Origin of the sequence: Kribbella turkmenica (assembly GCF_004348725.1) — a bacterium.
Lineage (GTDB): Bacteria > Actinomycetota > Actinomycetes > Propionibacteriales > Kribbellaceae > Kribbella > Kribbella turkmenica.
The window spans coordinates 1-16328 of record NZ_SMKR01000055.1; the positions used below are offsets into that span (position 1 = coordinate 1).

Sequence of the window (16328 nt, forward strand, 5' to 3'; positions counted from 1 at the left end):
GGCCAGGAGTGCTGGGAGGTCGGCGACGCCGGAGTGTGCGGCGCGGGCTGGCCGGTCTGCGGCACGGTGCGGACCGGGTCGCCGGCCTGCGGCCGGGCCGAATTCGTCGTACCGGCGCCCGGGCGGCCCTCGGTCGGTGCCGGCACCGGAACGGTGTCGTCGGTCGAGGCCGGCGGGTTCGCCGGACCCTGACCGTTCGAGGACGGCGTCGTCGACGGGTTCGCCGGCTGACCAGAGAACGCCGGAGTCGCGCCGGCCGGGCTCGTGCCGGCCGGCGTCGCGGCGGGCGTCGCGGTGGAGGGCGCACCAGGCGGTGTCGCCGGGGCCGACCCCGGAGCCGCAGTCGGCGGCGTCCCCTGCGGAGTCGAGGCCGAGCCCGACTGCATCGGGGACGACGATCCGCCGTCCGAGCCGGCTGCCGGCCGGGAGGTCGCCTGCGGGCGGGCGGCGTTCATCGCCTGCTCGCGCCGCTTGGGCATCCCGCCGTCGAAGCCGGCCGCGATCACCGTCACCCGCACCTCGTCGCCGAGGGCGTCGTCGATGACCGCGCCGAAGATGATGTTCGCGTCCGAGTGCGCCGACTCGGAGACGAGTTGCGCGGCCTCGTTGATCTCGAACAGGCCGAGGTCGGAGCCGCCGGCAATCGACAGCAGCACGCCGTGGGCGCCCTCGATACTTGCCTCGAGCAACGGAGAGGAGATGGCCGCCTCGGCCGCGGCGACCGCGCGGTCCTCGCCGCGGGACGAGCCGATCCCCATCAGCGCGGAGCCGGCGTTCGACATGACCGCCTTGACGTCGGCGAAGTCGACGTTGATCAGACCGGGTGTGGTGATCAGGTCGGTGATGCCGGAGACACCCTGCAGCAGCACCTGGTCGGCCTGCTTGAACGCGTCCAGCACGGACACCGCACGGTCGGAGATGGTCAGCAGCCGGTCGTTCGGGATGACGATCAGCGTGTCCACCTCCTCGCGCAGGGTGGAGATGCCGTCCTCGGCCTGGGTGGCGCGGCGCTTGCCCTCGAACGAGAACGGCCGGGTGACCACACCGATGGTCAGCGCGCCGAGGGACCGGGCGATCCGGGCCACCACCGGCGCACCGCCGGTGCCCGTGCCGCCGCCCTCGCCGGCGGTGACGAAGACCATGTCGGCGCCCTTCAGCGCCTCCTCGATCTCCTCCGCGTGGTCCTCGGCGGCCTTCTGCCCGATCGCCGGGTTGGCACCGGCGCCGAGGCCCCGGGTCTCCTCCCGGCCGATGTCGAGCTTGACGTCCGCGTCGCTCATCAACAGCGCTTGCGCGTCGGTGTTGATGGCGATGAACTCAACGCCCTTCAGACCGTGCTCGATCATCCGGTTGACGGCGTTCACGCCGCCTCCGCCGATGCCGACGACCTTGATGAGTGCCAGGTAGTTCTGCGGTGCCGCCACGTCCGCGCCTCTCGCCTCGTTCTGTTCCCGTTGTGGCCGGTTGGCCCCTGTTCCAGCGAAAAGTTCCAGCGAAAAGACTGAACCTCAAGTGGATGCTTAGACTTATGTCAACTTTAGATTACGCCGCACGGTACGGGACCGGTTCGGGCAATGTCCACGCGCCTCGCCGCGCACTGCCGTGATGTGATCCGTCACCGCTTTTCCCCTTTGGTGACAGGGAGATCGGGCGCCGAGACGTCGTACACGGTCGCCTTGCGCTTCATCAGCACGCTGAGTACTCCGGCCTTGCGCTCACTGTCATCGGAACTGCCCCAAACGACCTTCACCCCGGACCCGAGGTGGAGGGTGATCGAGTCCGGCGACGCTGCCGAGATCGACCCCACCTGTGCCCGCAGTGTGGACGGCAGCGCGGCCGAGACCGTCACCACCGAACGGATCGTCACCTCCCGCCGCGCTCCGGTCACCTTCGCCTCCGGCAGTCCGGCCGGCCGGTTCGGCACCGTCTTGAACGCCGATCCGGTCGCGTCCACCAGCTCGAACCTCGACCCGTCCGTGACCACGACCACCGGTACCCGTTCGGTGACCACGATCACGACCTTGTTCGGCCAGGCTCTGGTGACCTGTGCGTCCGCCACCGCGGGGATGGTCCGCACCCGTTCGGCGATCGCGGCCAGGTCGACCTTCGCCAGCGGGGTACCCACCGGTGCCTCGGCGACGTTCTCGATCGTTGCCACCGGCACCGTATCCGCACCGCTCACGCGGACCCCGTCGACCGCGAGCGCGGAGGAGTAGTAGAACAACCAGACGACCAGTCCGCCGAGCACCAGCACGGCGCCGCCGATCGCCCACGGCAGCCAGCTCCGCCACCGCACCAGCCGTTGCCGGCGCGCGAACCGCTGTTGTGCCCGAGCCAGATCAACGCTCTGGCTCATGCCGATGACCCCACCCTTTTACTCCATCACAGGAGTCAACGCCTCGGCCGCAGACTCGCGGGCGGCTGCGCGTTCGGCCAGCAAACCCACGACTTCCGGGCCGATGAGCGTCACGTCACCGGCGCCCAGGGTGACCACCAGGTCGCCCGGCTCGGCCAGGTCGGTGACCACCTGCGGTACGGCGGACCACGACGGCTCGAACCGGACCTGCTCCGGCTTCAGCGGCACGTGGTTGGCGATGAGCGCACCGGTGACACCGGGCTCCGGGTCCTCGCGGGCCGCGAACACGTCCATCACCACGACCTCGTCGGCGAGTGCGAGAGCGTCGGAGAACTGGGTGGCGAAGATCCGCGTCCGGCTGAACAAATGCGGCTGGAAGCACGCGATCACGCGGCCCTCCCCCGCCACCTGCCGGGCCGCGGTCAGGTCGACGGCCAGCTCGGTCGGGTGGTGGGCGTAGGAGTCGAACACCCGGACGCCGTCCTCGAGTCCCTTGAACTCGAACCGGCGGCCGGTCCCGGTGAACGACGCCAGCCCCTCGGCCAGGTCCGCCGCCGAGAACCCGAGCCCCAGCCCGACGGTCAGCGCGGCCGAGGCGTTCAGCGCGTTGTGCTTGCCGGCCTGCTGTAACTGGACCACCGGCAGCTTCCGGCCGCGGTACACCGGCACGAACGACTGCGTCGCGCCGGTCGCGGTGATCTCGGTGACCCGCATGTCGGCGTCGCCGGACTCGCCGTACGTGCGGACGTCGATGTCGCGCGCGCGAGCGAACTCGGCCAGCCGGCGCGCACCCGGGTCGTCGAAGCAGATGACCATGAAGCCGCCCGGAAGCACCCGGTCGCAGAACTGCTCGAAGGCGAGCCGGTAGCTGGCCTCGTCGCCGTAGTTGTCCAGGTGGTCGGGCTCGACCGAGGTGACGATCGACACCTCGGGGCGGTAGGTCAGGAAGGACTTGTCGGACTCGTCCGCCTCGGCGACGAACAGGTCACCGGTGCCGTCGTGCGCGTTCGATCCGGACTCGTTCAAATTGCCGCCGATCGCGAACGACGGGTCCGCCGCGCAGTGCTGCAGCGCGACGGTCAGCATCGACGTGGTGGTCGTCTTGCCGTGCGTGCCGGCCACCGCCAGCGTCCGCCGGCCGACCATCACCGAGGCCAGCGCCGCGGCCCGCGGCAGGATCGGGATCCCGGCGGCCCGGGCGGCGACCACCTCGGGGTTGGTCTCCCGGATCGCGGTCGACACCACCACGGTGTCCGCGTCGGCGACGTGCTCGGCGGCGTGACCGACCCAGCAGGTGGCGCCGAGCGCGCGCAGCGCGGCCAGCACCTTCCCGTCCTTGGCGTCGGAACCCGACACCTCCATACCCCGCGACGCCATGATCCGGGCGATCCCGGACATGCCCGCGCCGCCGATACCTACGAAGTGCACTCTGCCGAGCTTCTCCGCCGGCAGCGTTGTGTCAGGAGCGGTGACGATCACGAAGCAGACCCCACCACATCCAGGATGATTCGCGCCAATCGCTCGTCTGCGTCCGTACGGATGACACCCCTCGCCGCTGTGGACATGGCTGTCAGACGCCCGGAGTCGTGCAGAAGTTGCGGAACCGTGGCGCGCACCCAGTCGGGGGTGACCTCGGCGTTGTCCACGAGCAGTCCGCCGCCGGCGTCGACGACGGGCTTCGCGTTCAGTCTTTGCTCACCGTTACCGTGCGGCAGCGGGACGTAGACGGCCGGCAGCCCGACCCCGGACACCTCCGTGACCGTGTTCGCGCCGGACCGGCAGACGACCAGGTCGGCGGCCGCGTAGGCGAGGTCCATCCGGTCGACGTAGTTCAGCACGACGTACGGGTACCCACCACCGGTCGGCGGGACCTCGAGGGTGTTCTTCGGGCCGATCGCGTGGATGACCTGGACGCCGGCCGCCTGGAGGTCGGCGGCGGCGCCCGCGAAGGCCTCGTTCAGCCGCTGGGCGCCCTGTGAGCCGCCGGTCACGAACAGCGTCGGCGCGTGCGGGTCGAGCCCGAAGAACTGCCGCGCCTCGGCCCGCAGCGCGGCCCGGTCCAGCGTCGAGATCGCCCGCCGGATCGGCAGGCCGACGTACGACGCGTGCGGCAGGTCGGTGCCCGGGAACGAGGTGGCCACGTTGTGGGTGCAGTAGCGGGCGGCGAACTTGTTCGCGATTCCCGGGACCGCGTTGCCCTCGTGCACCACGATCGGGGTCTTCCGCCGCCAGGCGGCGACGTACGCCGGGGTGGAGACGTAGCCGCCGAAGCCGACCAGGACGTCGGCCTTGGCCTCGTCCAGCACCCGCCGCGCGGCACTCACCGAGGCGAGCATCTTCCCGGGGACGGCGAGCAGTGCCGGCGTGGGTTTGCGCGGCAGCGGCACCGGCGGGATCAGCTCGAGCCGGTACCCCGCCTCCGGGACCACCCGGGTCTCCAGGCCGCGCTCGGTGCCGAGGGCCAGGATCTCGACGGTCGGGTCGATCCGGCGCAGGGCGTCGGCGGTGGCGATCAGGGGTGAGGTGTGGCCGGCGGTACCGCCACCGGCCAGGACGATGCTGGGCACAGCTTTCAACGCTCCCGCGGGTTCTCTCGTCAGTGCGTGCGCGACGGCAGCCACCCGAAACGTGGCCGCCTGGTCTCCTTCAGGGCGGCCTGCGCGCCGGGCTCGGCCTTCGCGAAGGACAGCAGCATGCCGATCGCGATCAGCGTCGGCAGCAGTGCGGAACCACCGTACGACAAAAGCGGGAGCGGAATCCCCACGATCGGTAGCAGTCCGATGACAGCACCCAGGTTGACCAGGGTCTGCGCCATGATCCAGATGGTGATCCCGGCCGCCGCGTAGCGGACGAACGGCTCGGTGTTCCGGGTCGCGATCCGCACCCCGGCGTACGCGAGGGTGAGGAACAGGGCGAGCACGGTGAGCGACCCGACGAGGCCGAGCTCCTCACCGATCACGGAGAAGATGAAGTCGGTGTGCGCCTCCGGCAGATTGCCCCACTTCTGCCGGCTGTTGCCGATCCCGACGCCCCACCAGCCGCCGGTGGACAGCGCGTAGAACGAGTGGTACGCCTGCCAGCCGACGCCGGACGGGTCGTTGAACGGGTCCCAGAACGACGAGATCCGGTTCATCCGGTGCTGCGCGGTGATGACGAAGTACGACGCGATCGTGCCGACCACCACGATCGTCGCGACGAACAGCCGGGTCGGTGCGCCGACGATCCAGATCAGGCCGATCATCACGGCCATCAGCACCAGCGCCGTACCGAGGTCGCGCTGGCCGACGACCAGGGCGATCACCAGGCCGCTGACCGGCACCATCGGCACCAGCAGGTGCTTCCACTGGGTGAGCAGTTTCTCCTTGCGGGCGTACAGGTCCGCGCACCACATCACCAGCGCGAGCTTGGCGAACTCGCTCGGCTGGATCTGCAGCGGGCCGCCGAGGTTCAGCCAGTTCGTGTTGCCGTTCACGCCGACGCCCAGGCCGGGGATGTAGGTCAGCACGAGCAGGAACACCGACCCGAGCAGGGCGACGTATGCGAGCATCCGGAAGTGCCGCGGCGTCATCCGGGAGGCGACGTACGCCATCGGCAGGCCGACGCCGACCCAGATCAGCTGCCGGACGAAGATCGTGTAGCTGTTCCCGTTCGCGCGCAGCGACAGCACGCTGGACGCCGACAGCACCATCAGCAGGCCGAGCACCAGCAGCAGCCCGGTGGCACCGAGCAGGATGTGGTACGACGTCAGCGGCCGGTCGAGCACCTCGCGGATCGCGGCCACCCACGGCCGCTCGGGAGCGTTGCGCTGCTGCTTCTGATCCGGCTGATCCGCGATCGACGTCACGCGATCACCTCCGGGTCAGCCCGGGCCCAGCCGGTGGACGGCTTCGGCGAAGGCGTCGCCGCGGGCTCCGTAGTTGGCGAACATGTCCCAGGAGGCGCAGCCGGGAGCGAGCAGCACGGTGTCACCTGCCTGTGCAAGCTTCGCCGCCTCCCCCACCACGATCTCCATGGCTCCAGTGTCCGTTGACTCGACAGTGATGGTCGGGACATCCGGTGCGTGTCGGGCAAGAGCTTCGGCGATCACCAGCTTGTCCTGGCCGAGCAGGACGACGGCCCGCAACCGGTCGCGGGCCGCGACCACGAGCTCGTCGAACGTCGCGCCCTTGGCCTGGCCGCCGGCGATCCACACCACGTGCTCGTACGCCAGCAGCGACGCCTGGGCCGCGTGTGGGTTGGTCGCCTTCGAGTCGTCGACATAGTTGACCCTGGCAACTTCGGCGACGTGGGCGATCCGGTGCTTGTCCGGCCGGAAGCCGCGCAGGCCGTCCCGCACCGCGGTCGCCGGTACGCCGAAGGACCGGGCCAGCGCGGCCGCGGCCAGCGCGTTCGCGACGTTGTGCGGAGCGGGCGGCGTGATGTCGTCCAGCGTCGCCAGCTCGAGCGCGGACGACGCGCGCTGCTCGACGAACGCGCGGTCGACCAGCAACTCGTCGACCAGGCCGACCATCGAGATGTCCGGCGTACCGAGGGTGAAGCCGATCGCGCGGCAACCCTCGATCACGTCGGCGTCCATCACCAGTTGCTCGGTGGCCGGGTCGGCGACGTTGTAGACGCAGGCGATCCGGCAGTTCTCGTAGATGCGGCCCTTGGCCTTGGCGTACTCGTCCAGCGAGCCGTGCCAGTCGACGTGGTCCGGCGCGATGTTCAGGACGGCGGCCGCGTGCGCGGACATCGAGTGGGTGAAGTGCAGCTGGTAGCTGGACAGCTCGACCGCGATCACGTCGTACGGCTCGGGGTCCATGACGGCTTCCAGCAACGGCAGCCCGACGTTGCCGGCAGCAACAGCCCGGTGCCCGGCCGCGGTCAGCATCGCAGTCAGCATCTGGACCGTGGTGGTCTTGCCGTTGGTGCCGGTGATGCACAGCCAGGGTGCGGCGTTCGCCGGGTCGCGCAGCCGCCAGGCCAGCTCGATCTCGCTCCAGATCGGCACCTCCCGCTCGGCCGCCTGGGCGAGCAACGGCGCGTGCGGCGGTACGCCGGGCGACGTCACGACCACGTCGACGTCCTTCGGGAGCTCCGCCGTACTGCCGGGCCCGAGAGTGATGGTGGCGCCGAGGGTCTGGAGGATCTGCGCCTTCTCCCGCAGTCCCTCGTCGTCCCGGTCGTCCAGTACGACGAGGTGCTCGGCGCCGGCCTGGAGCAGCGAGTCCGCGCACGCGTACCCCGCCGTACCGAAGCCGAGGACGACGAACCGGGTCGTCGCCCAGCCGTCGTCGGTCCGCGTCTCGAGACTCATCCGGTCACCCACTCGGCGTAGAAGATCCCGAGTCCGATCACCACGCACAGGCCCTGGATGATCCAGAACCGGATCACCACGTTCACCTGTTCCCACCCGAGCATCTCGAAGTGGTGGTGCAGCGGCGCCATCCGGAACAGCCGCTTGCCCTTGGTGAGCTTGAAGTACCCGACCTGCAGGATCACCGAGGCGGTGATGATCACGAACAGCCCGCCGAGCAGCAGCACGAGCAGCTCGGTCCGGGTCATCACGGCCATGCCGGCCAGCGCACCGCCGAGCGACAGCGACCCGGTGTCGCCCATGAAGATCTTCGCCGGCGAGGCGTTCCACCACAGGAAGCCGAACAGCGCACCGGTCAACGCCGCCGCCACCACCGCGAGGTCGAGCGGGTCGCGGACCTCGTAACACTTCGCCCCGGCGCCCTCGGCGGTCGCGCAGCTCTGGTTGAACTGCCAGATGCAGATCAGCGTGTACGCGCCGAACACCATCATCGACGCGCCCGTGGCCAGACCGTCCAGGCCGTCGGCCAGGTTCACGCCGTTCGACATGCCGGCGATCAGCAGCAGGATCCAGATCACCACCAGCACCCCGGCCAGGTGCAGCCAGTTGATGTCCCGGATGAACGAGATGAACGGCGACGCCGGCCGCTGGCCGCGCTCGTCGGGGAACTGCAGCGCGAGCACCGCGAAGGACACCGCGACCATCGTCTGGCCGGCCAGTTTCGCCTTGCTGCGCAGGCCCAGGCTGCGCTGCCGGAAGATCTTGATGAAGTCGTCCAGGAAGCCGACCGCGCCCATGCCGGCGAACAGGAACAGCACCAGCAGCGCCGAGGCGCTCGGGGGTGACATCGTCAGCAGCTTCGCGGCGAAGTACCCGATGATGGTGGCGACGATGAAGACGGTGCCGCCCATCGTCGGCGTGCCGCGCTTGGTGTGGTGCGAGGTCGGCCCGTCGTCACGGATCTCCTGGCCGTACCCGCGCCGCGCCAGCAGGGTGATCGCCCAGCGCGTGCCGAGCAGGGTCAGCACCATCGAGACGGCACCGGCGAACAGGATCGAGATCACTGCGCGTCCTCCAGCAGGGCGTCGGCGAGGCTGCGCAGTTTCGCTGCCTTCGAGGACTTCACCAGGACCACGTCACCGGCGCGCAACTCGGCGCGGAGCAAATCCAGCGCTTCCGGGATCGTGCGGACGTAGGCCGACTCGTTCCCCCAGGAACCTTCCAGCGACGCCCCCAGATGGATCGGTTTCGCGCCTTCGCCGACCACGACCAGCCGGTTCACGTCCAGCCGGACCACGAGCCGCCCGATCGCATCGTGCTCCTCGGCCGAGGTGTCGCCGAGCTCGAGCATCTCGCCGAGCACCGCCCAGGTCCGTGCGCCGCGGGCGCGGCCGATCGCGACCAGGGCCTTCAGCGCGGCCCGGACCGAGTCCGGGTTGGCGTTGAACGCGTCGTTGATCACGGTCACGCCGTCCGCGCGTTCGGTGACCTCCATCCGCGCGGCCGACACCGCGGTGGCGCCCGCGAGTCCCTCGGCGATCTGCTCCGGCGTGAGACCGACCGCGGCGGCGACCGCCGCCGCACCGAGGGCGTTGGACACGTAGTGCTCACCGACGAACCGCAGCTGGACCGCCCGGCTGAACTCCCCGATCCGGAGCGTGAACCCCGGCCGTCCTTCCGGGTCCAGCTTGATGTCGGTCGCCCGGACGTCGGCGGCCTCCGCCTCGCCGAACGTCAGCACCCGCTCGCCGGTGCGGCTCGCCATCGCGGCGACCCGCGGGTCGTCGGCGTTCAGGACGGCGGTACCGCCCGGCACGAGCGCCTCGACGAGCTCGCCCTTGGCCAGTGCGATGTTGTCCTGGCTGCCGAACTCGCCGATGTGCGAGGTGCCGACGTTCAGGACGAGCCCGACGGCCGGCGGCGTGATCCCGCACAGGTAGGTGAGGTCACCGAGGTGCCGCGCTCCCATCTCGGCCACCAGGTACTTCGTCGTCTCCGTCGCCTGCAGCGCGGTCAGCGGGTGGCCGATCTCGTTGTTGAACGACCCCTCCGGCGACACGGTCTCGCCGTACGGGCGGATCAGCTGGGCGATCAGGTCCTTGGTGCTGGTCTTCCCGGACGATCCGGTCAGCCCGATCACGGTCAGCCCGGGCAGCCGGCCGACCACCAGCCGGGCCAGGTCGCCGAGGGCGTTCTGGGAGTCGCCGACGACGATGCACGGCGAACCGCCGACGGGGCGTGTGGTCAGCGACACCGTGACGCCGGCCTCGGTCGCCGTACCGACGTAGTCGTGCCCGTCGACGCGCTCACCGGGCAGGGCGACGAACAGCCCACCCGGGACCGCGGCTCGCGAGTCGATCACCACCGCGCCGTCCACGACGGCCGAGGGGCCGACGCCCACCAGCTCACCGTCGACGGCATCGGCGATCTCGCCGCAACTGACAGGGATCACCGCTCTGCCTCCAGCAACTCACGCACGGTCTCGCGATCGTCGAACGGGTGGATCACACCGCCGACGTCCTGTCCGGTCTCATGGCCCTTGCCCAGGACGACGACGGTGTCCCCCGGGCCGGCCAGCGCGATCGCGCCGGCGATGGCCTGCCTGCGGTCACCGATCTCGTGCAGGTCGGCCCCGGGCAGCGCGGCCCGGGCGCCCGCGAGCGCGGCCGCCCGGATCGCCGCCGGGTCCTCGCTGCGCGGGTTGTCGTCGGTGATGACGACCACGTCCGCCGCGCGTGCGGCCGCGGCGCCCATGCCCGGGCGCTTGCCCTGGTCGCGGTCGCCGCCGCAGCCGACGACGGCGTACAGCCGGCCCTTGGTGGCACCGCGCGCGGCCTGCAGCGCGAGCTCGACGGCGTCCGGCGTGTGCGCGTAGTCGACGATCACCGCCAGGCCGTCCTCGCGGGTGAACGTCTCCATCCGGCCCGGTACGGCGGCGGTCCGCAGCCCGGCCGCGATCTCCTCGGCCGGTACGCCGACCTGCCGGAGCATCACGGTCGCCAGCAGCGCGTTCGCCACGTTGAAGTCGCCGGGCAGCCCGATCTCGACCGTCAGCGTCTCCCCCGGTCCGTGGACGTCGAACACGGTCGTGGCGTGCTCGGACTGGTGCAGGTTGGCCACCGTCCAGTCGGCCTCGCCCGTGGTCGAAACGGTGACCAGCGGTACGACGGTCTGCGCGGCGAGCCGGCGGCCGTACTCGTCGTCGATCATCACCGCGGCCAGATCACACCGCTCCGGGGTGAACAGCGAGGCCTTCGCCGCGAAGTACTCCTCGAACGTCTTGTGGAAGTCCAGGTGGTCCCGCGTCAGGTTGGTGAACCCGGCGACCGCGAACCGGGCACCGTCGACCCGGCCCTGCGCGAGCGCGTGGCTGGACACTTCCATCGCGCACCAGCCGACCGCCTGCTCGCGCATGACCGCGAACAGAGCGTGCAGATCGGTGGCCTCCGGCGTGGTCCGGACGCTCTTCACCACCTCGTCGCCGATCCGCGTCTGGATCGTCCCGATCAGTGCGGCCGGTCCGAGCCGGCGCAGGACGGAGTCCAGCAGGAAGCTGGTGGTGGTCTTGCCGTTGGTGCCGGTCACGCCGAGCAGGTGCAGTTCCTTCGTCGGCTCGCCATAGACCCGGGCCGCGACGGCCCCGAGCACCTTCCGGGGGCGGTCGACCACGAGCACCGGCAGACCGGTCTCCCTTGCCCGCTCCTCGCCGGCCGGGTCGGTCAGTACGGCGACAGCCCCGGACTGCTCCGCCTTGGCGACGAACGCGGCGCCGTGCGTGACAGCACCGGGCAGAGCGGCGTACAGGTCACCTGGAAGGACGGAACGGGAGTCGAGCGAGACACCGGTCACCTCGACGGTGCTGCTGGTCGGGATCCGCGCACGAGCCGTCCTGGCGACCTCGGTGAGGCTGACCGGCACGACATGCCGCGGCCTGATCGCTGCGACGGCTCCGCCGGCGGCGGTAGGGGTGGACACGGGCCCTGAGGCTACCGCTCCGGCCCCTTCGACTCCCACCTGACCCTCAGTCACCACTCGAGCGGCACGACAGGCTGCTTCGCGCCCGTCGGGGGTACGACGTACTTCTGCAGTGCATAGCTCATGACGTCCCGGAACACCGGTCCTCCTTGTCCACCGCCGCTACGCCCGTTCTGCGGATTCTGGAGTACGACGTACGTAACGAAGCGTGGGTTGTCGGCGGGAGCGAATCCGGCGAAAGAAGTCGCCCACTTGCGGTAGCAGCCGCAGGCGGAGTCGACCTGCTGCGCTGTGCCGGTCTTGCCGGCCACGCGGTAGCCGTCGATCGCGGCCTGGGTCGCGGTGCCGCCCTTGGCGGTGACCGCCTCCATCATCGTGGCGACCTCCTTGGCCGCCTTCTCGCTGACCACGCGCCGGGACGGGCCGGCCGGGTTCGGGACGACGGCGCCGTTCTGGTCGACGTAGTTCTTCACCAGTTTCGGCGGCACGTAGACACCACCGTTGGCGACCGCGTTCACCGCGGCGGTCATCTGGACGGCGTTGGCCGCGAGCCCCTGGCCGAACGCCACCTGTGAGCGGGTCAGCTCACTCCACTCGTCGCCGGGCGGCATCACACCACGACTCTCGCCGGGGAAGCCCAGGCCGGTCGGCTCGCCGAACCCGAAGTCCTTCAGGTACTTCACGAACTGCGGGATCCGCATCTCCTTCGCCGCGATGATCGTGCCGACGTTCGACGACTTGGCGATCACCCCGGCGATCGTCAGGTTGAGTGTCCCGTGGGAGAAGTGGTCCCGGACCGTGCGGCGCTGCACCTCGATGCTGCCCGGCACCTTGAGCTTGGTGCCCAGGTCGATGTACCCGGCGTCGGCCAGCGCGGCCATGGTGACCACCTTCTGCACGCTGCCCGGCTCGTACACCTGCTCGAGCGCGGGGTTGTACAGCTGACTCGACTTCACCGGCTTGTTCGGGTCGAACGTCGGGTAGTTCGCCATCGCCAGGATCTCGTTGGTCTTGACGTCGGTGGTGATCACCGTGCCGGAGGTGGCCTTGTACTGCTTCACCGCCTGCTCGATCCGCTTCTCCGCGAACCACTGCAGGTCCGCGTCCAGGGTCAGCTGCGCGGTCAGGCCGGGCTTGGGCTCCTCGACCGTGTGGTTCGCGTTCGGGATCTTGTTGCCCTTGGTGTCCACCTCGTACATCGCCTTGCCGTCCTGGCCGGACAGCTTGTCGTTCATCCCGTACTCGAGCCCGGCCAGGCCCTTGCCGTCGGCACCGACCACCCCGACCACGTTGGCCGCGATGGTGCCGTTCGGGTGGCTGCGGATCGGGTCTTCCTCGGTGTAGATCCCGGCCAGCAGGTCGGCCTGCTGGTCCTGCGGCTTGCCCTTGTTCTGCTGCGCGATCTCGGCGTTCTTCGCCTTCAGCTCGGCCTCGATGGCGTTCCAGGTCTGCGGGCTGACCTTGCGCGCCAGATAGGCGAACCGGCCCTTCCCGGTCATCGCGGTCACCAGCTTGCCGTACGTCGTCTCCGGCAGCTTCGGCGCCAGGATCCGGGCCAGCTGCTGGGCCACCGGCTTCGTCTGGGTCGGGTCGGCGGTGATCGCGACCGCGTCCTCGGACACGCTCAGCGGGACACCGTTCCGGTCCAGGATCGCGCCGCGGGACGCGTGCAGCACGAACGGCTTGGTGTTCTCCCGGGTCGCTGCCAGGGCGTAGCTGTCCGGGTCGACGCCCTGCAGCAGCACCAGCCGCCCGGCGAACAGCGACAGCACGAACGCCATCACCCCGAAGGTCACCCGCAGCCGCAGCGTCGGCCGCCCCAGCTTCAACGTCCGCGGCGGCTTCCGCTTCTTCGGCTTCGGCGGCCGCCGGCTCTGCACGGGCCGCTTGCGCGGCGGGCTCTTCTTCGCCGCGGTCTTCTTGACCGGCGCCCGCTTGCCCGGGGCGGCCTTCTTCGCGGCGGCCTTCCTCGGCCCGTCCACGGGCGCACGCCGTGGTGCCGGGCGGGCGGCGGTCTTCTTCGCCGGCGCCTTCTTCTCGGGTGCCCCCTTCACCGGGGCCTTCGGCACCGGACGGCGTGCGGCGGCCTGCTCCTCGGCAGCGCGCTGCGCCTCCTCACGGGCTTTGCGGAGGAGGCGTTCACGGGTGGACTCGGGACGCTGTGGGGTGGAGCGGGTGCGAGCCGTAGCCGACGACGGACGAGGCGGAGCCTTCCGGGACGAAGTGCTCCGTCCCGGTTCACCACGCTTGCGTGGCGGCTCGCTGCCCCGTCGGTCGGTCATCCGATCATCCCCCGGTGGTCGTGGTACGCGTGGTCCCCGTGGTCGTGGCGGCGGGCGGCTGGATGCCCGTCGCCGTACCAGTGCGTGCGGTCGTGCCGGTCGCGGGCGGCTTCACCGTGGTCGCGGGCGGCTTCACGGTCGTGGCCGGCGGCTTCACGGTCGTGGCCGGCGGCTTCACGGTCGTGGCCGGCGGCTTCGGCGTGACCGCGGCCGGGGGCTTGGGCGTCGCCGCGGGCATGCCCGGGCCGAACATCGCTGCTCCGGTGCCGGCCTTGCCCTCCTCCGGCACGCCGAGCACCCGGCCGTCGGACAGCCGCAGGAAGACCGGGTTCGGGTTCGGCACCATGCCCATCCGCAGCGCCGAGTCGGCCAGGTTCTGCGGCGACTCCAGCGTGCGGACCTGCTTCTCCAGCTGCTCCTGCTGGTCCTTCAGCTGGTCGGCCTGCTTGTTCAGCTCGGTCACCTGGAACGTCCCGCTCTGCAGCTCCGTGTTGAGCAGCAGCAGGCCGACCAGGCCGGCCGCCAGCAGCGACACCACGAAGATGACGAACGGCATCCGCGGCGGCCGGAACGGCGCACCGTAGACGACCCGGAGCTTCGGTTCCGGCCGCTTGGCGGTGGTCACCGCCGGCGTGGCCCGTGCCTTCGACGGGCTGAAGACAGTACTCATCAGGCCACCAGCCCCTTCTCCCGGACGCGTTCGGCCGCCCGCACGCGAGCGGAGGCGGCCCGCGGGTTCACCGCGACCTCCTCCTCGGTCGGCTTCTCCGCACCGCGGGTCAGCAACTTCAGGTACGGCTCGTGCCCGGCCGGGATCACCGGCAGGTCGTCCGGTACGTCGGACCTGGCGCCGGCCGCGAACGTCTGCTTGGTGATCCGGTCCTCGAGCGAGTGGTAACTCATCACCACGATCCGGCCGTGCAGCGCCAGCGCCCCGATCGCGGCCGGCAGCGCCCGGCGCAGGACGTCGAGCTCGCCGTTCACCTCGATCCGCAGCGCCTGGAACGTCCGCTTGGCCGGATGACCGCCGGTCCGCCGGGCCGCCTGCGGGATCGCGTCGCGGACCAGCTCGGACAGCCGGGCACTGGTGGTGAACGGCTCGGTCTCGCGCTCACGCACGATCCGGTCCGCGATCCGCCGGGCGAACTTCTCCTCGCCGTACTGGAACAGGATCCGGGCCAGGTCGGCCGCGCTGTAGGTGTTCACGATGTCCGCGGCCGTGGTCGGGCCGGTGCTGTCCATCCGCATGTCCAGCGGCGCGTCCTGAGCGTAGGCGAAACCGCGGCCGGCTTCGTCCAGCTGCATCGACGAGACCCCGAGGTCGAACAGCATCCCGTCGATCGCCGGAACGTCGAGGTCCGCGAGCACCTGCGGCAGTTCGTCGTACACGGCGTGCACCAACGTGGTCCGCTCCTGGTACGGCGCCAGCCGGTCACCGGCGAGCCGGAGCGCCTCGGGGTCGCGGTCGAGACCGATCAGCCGGGCGTCGGGAAACCGGCGCAGGAACGCCTCCGAGTGACCACCGAGACCAAGTGTCGCGTCGACCAGGACGGCGCCGGGGTGCGCGAGCGCGGGAGCCAGCAGCGCGACCACGCGCTCCAGCATCACCGGCACATGCCGCTCCGCAGCGTCCATCCTCGACCCTTCCGTCGCCGCGGGAGCGACCCTGCCCCCGCAGGTCTTGTGTGGTGTTCGTCCTGCCTCTCCGCACCGAGGTCGCGGACCGGTGCCGTACCGCTGTGCGCTGTTGGTCGCGGGCGGATGCAGAACCGTCCGGTCAGATCACGGGTACGCCTTCCGGGGAAGTACCTCGTCGTCTTGGCGCCGGGGAAGTGACGCCAACACCCGAGGTCGGAAGTCGGACCCGTGATCTCACCGGACGGTCGGTCAGTCCTGGTCCTGCTCGCCCACTGTTCAGCTTTAGAAGATCCCCGGAAGGACTTCCTCGGAGAGGTCGGCGAACGCCTGCTCCTGCTCCTGGGAGTACCTGTTCCAGTTCTCCGTGTTCCAGATCTCCACCCTGTTCATCGCCCCGATGACGACGCAGTCGCGATCCAGTCCCGCGTAATCGCGCAGCATCGGCGGGATGGTGACCCGGCCCTGCTTGTCCGGCACCTCGTTCGAGGCTCCGGCGAACAGCATTCGCAGGTAGTCCCGCGCACCCTTGTTGGTGATCGGCGCCTGCTTCAACTGCTCGGTCAGCTGGACGAACTCGCGTTCGGGCCACACGGACAGCGATCGCTCCTGTCCGCGGGTGATCACCAGGCCCTCTGCCAGTTCCTCCCGGAACTTCGCCGGCAGGAACAGCCGTCCCTTGTCGTCGAGCTTGGGGAAGTGAGTTCCGAGGAACACGCTCCACCTCCCCGTTGCGGACTCTCCGTCTCAGGCGAGCTGCTTCCACCACTTTGGTTCCACT

At 70.4% G+C, this 16328-nt stretch carries 12 protein-coding genes and 1 pseudogene; all 13 read right to left on the minus strand.

Annotated elements, in window-relative coordinates; translation table 11 throughout:
- Window positions 1-140: 140 nt before the first annotated feature.
- Window positions 141-1424: pseudogene (gene ftsZ, locus E1218_RS14760) on the minus strand (cell division protein FtsZ); the annotation flags it as partial.
- A gap of 191 nt (window positions 1425-1615) precedes the next feature.
- The gene (locus E1218_RS14765) at window positions 1616-2356 is read right to left on the minus strand and encodes a cell division protein FtsQ/DivIB (protein WP_132320365.1); all 741 of its coding nucleotides are present in this window, start codon (window positions 2354-2356) and stop codon (window positions 1616-1618) included.
- 18 nt (window positions 2357-2374) lie between these two features.
- A complete protein-coding gene (gene murC / locus E1218_RS14770) occupies window positions 2375-3835 on the minus strand; it encodes a UDP-N-acetylmuramate--L-alanine ligase (RefSeq protein WP_132320367.1) in 1461 nt (486 codons plus the stop codon).
- A complete protein-coding gene (gene murG, locus E1218_RS14775; RefSeq protein WP_132320369.1) occupies window positions 3832-4923 on the minus strand; it encodes an undecaprenyldiphospho-muramoylpentapeptide beta-N-acetylglucosaminyltransferase in 1092 nt (363 codons plus the stop codon). The genes murC and murG overlap by 4 nt, the downstream gene beginning before the upstream one ends.
- A gap of 29 nt (window positions 4924-4952) precedes the next feature.
- Window positions 4953-6200 carry a putative lipid II flippase FtsW gene (ftsW, locus tag E1218_RS14780; protein ID WP_132320371.1) on the minus strand — a complete coding sequence of 416 codons (1248 nt, stop codon included), beginning with the start codon at window positions 6198-6200 and terminating at the stop codon, window positions 4953-4955.
- Window positions 6201-6215: 15 nt separating this feature from the next.
- On the minus strand, window positions 6216-7655 hold the full coding sequence (gene murD / locus E1218_RS14785; protein ID WP_132320373.1) for a UDP-N-acetylmuramoyl-L-alanine--D-glutamate ligase: 1440 nt from the start codon (window positions 7653-7655) through the stop codon (window positions 6216-6218).
- On the minus strand, window positions 7652-8719 hold the full coding sequence (gene mraY, locus E1218_RS14790; protein WP_132320375.1) for a phospho-N-acetylmuramoyl-pentapeptide-transferase: 1068 nt from the start codon (window positions 8717-8719) through the stop codon (window positions 7652-7654). The genes murD and mraY overlap by 4 nt, the downstream gene beginning before the upstream one ends.
- Complete coding sequence (locus E1218_RS14795; protein ID WP_132320377.1) at window positions 8716-10107, minus strand: UDP-N-acetylmuramoyl-tripeptide--D-alanyl-D-alanine ligase; 1392 nt, start codon at window positions 10105-10107, stop codon at window positions 8716-8718. Before E1218_RS14795 ends, mraY begins: the two co-directional genes overlap by 4 nt.
- The gene (locus E1218_RS14800) at window positions 10104-11630 is read right to left on the minus strand and encodes a UDP-N-acetylmuramoyl-L-alanyl-D-glutamate--2,6-diaminopimelate ligase (protein ID WP_132320379.1); all 1527 of its coding nucleotides are present in this window, start codon (window positions 11628-11630) and stop codon (window positions 10104-10106) included. The genes E1218_RS14795 and E1218_RS14800 overlap by 4 nt, the downstream gene beginning before the upstream one ends.
- 50 nt (window positions 11631-11680) lie before the next feature.
- On the minus strand, window positions 11681-13912 hold the full coding sequence (locus tag E1218_RS14805) for a peptidoglycan D,D-transpeptidase FtsI family protein (RefSeq protein ID WP_233712233.1): 2232 nt from the start codon (window positions 13910-13912) through the stop codon (window positions 11681-11683).
- Between the two features lie 4 nt (window positions 13913-13916).
- Window positions 13917-14582 (minus strand): hypothetical protein, encoded by a 666-nt coding sequence (locus E1218_RS14810; RefSeq protein ID WP_233712234.1) that lies wholly within the window; start codon window positions 14580-14582, stop codon window positions 13917-13919.
- Complete coding sequence (gene rsmH, locus E1218_RS14815) at window positions 14582-15547, minus strand: 16S rRNA (cytosine(1402)-N(4))-methyltransferase RsmH (protein WP_132320381.1); 966 nt, start codon at window positions 15545-15547, stop codon at window positions 14582-14584. Before rsmH ends, E1218_RS14810 begins: the two co-directional genes overlap by 1 nt.
- A 285-nt stretch (window positions 15548-15832) precedes the next feature.
- Entirely contained in the window at window positions 15833-16264 is a 432-nt protein-coding gene (mraZ, locus tag E1218_RS14820) for a division/cell wall cluster transcriptional repressor MraZ (RefSeq protein ID WP_132320383.1), read from the minus strand.
- Window positions 16265-16328: the final 64 nt, after the last annotated feature.

Coding starts and splice junctions, on each gene's coding strand:
- E1218_RS14765 (WP_132320365.1), bottom strand. CDS start 2,356: ATGAGCCAGAGCGTTGATCTGGCTCGGGCACAACAGCGGTTCGCGCGC.
- murD (WP_132320373.1), bottom strand. CDS start 7,655: ATGAGTCTCGAGACGCGGACCGACGACGGCTGGGCGACGACCCGGTTC.
- E1218_RS14805 (WP_233712233.1), bottom strand. CDS start 13,912: ATGACCGACCGACGGGGCAGCGAGCCGCCACGCAAGCGTGGTGAACCG.
- E1218_RS14810 (WP_233712234.1), bottom strand. CDS start 14,582: ATGAGTACTGTCTTCAGCCCGTCGAAGGCACGGGCCACGCCGGCGGTG.
- rsmH (WP_132320381.1), bottom strand. CDS start 15,547: ATGGACGCTGCGGAGCGGCATGTGCCGGTGATGCTGGAGCGCGTGGTC.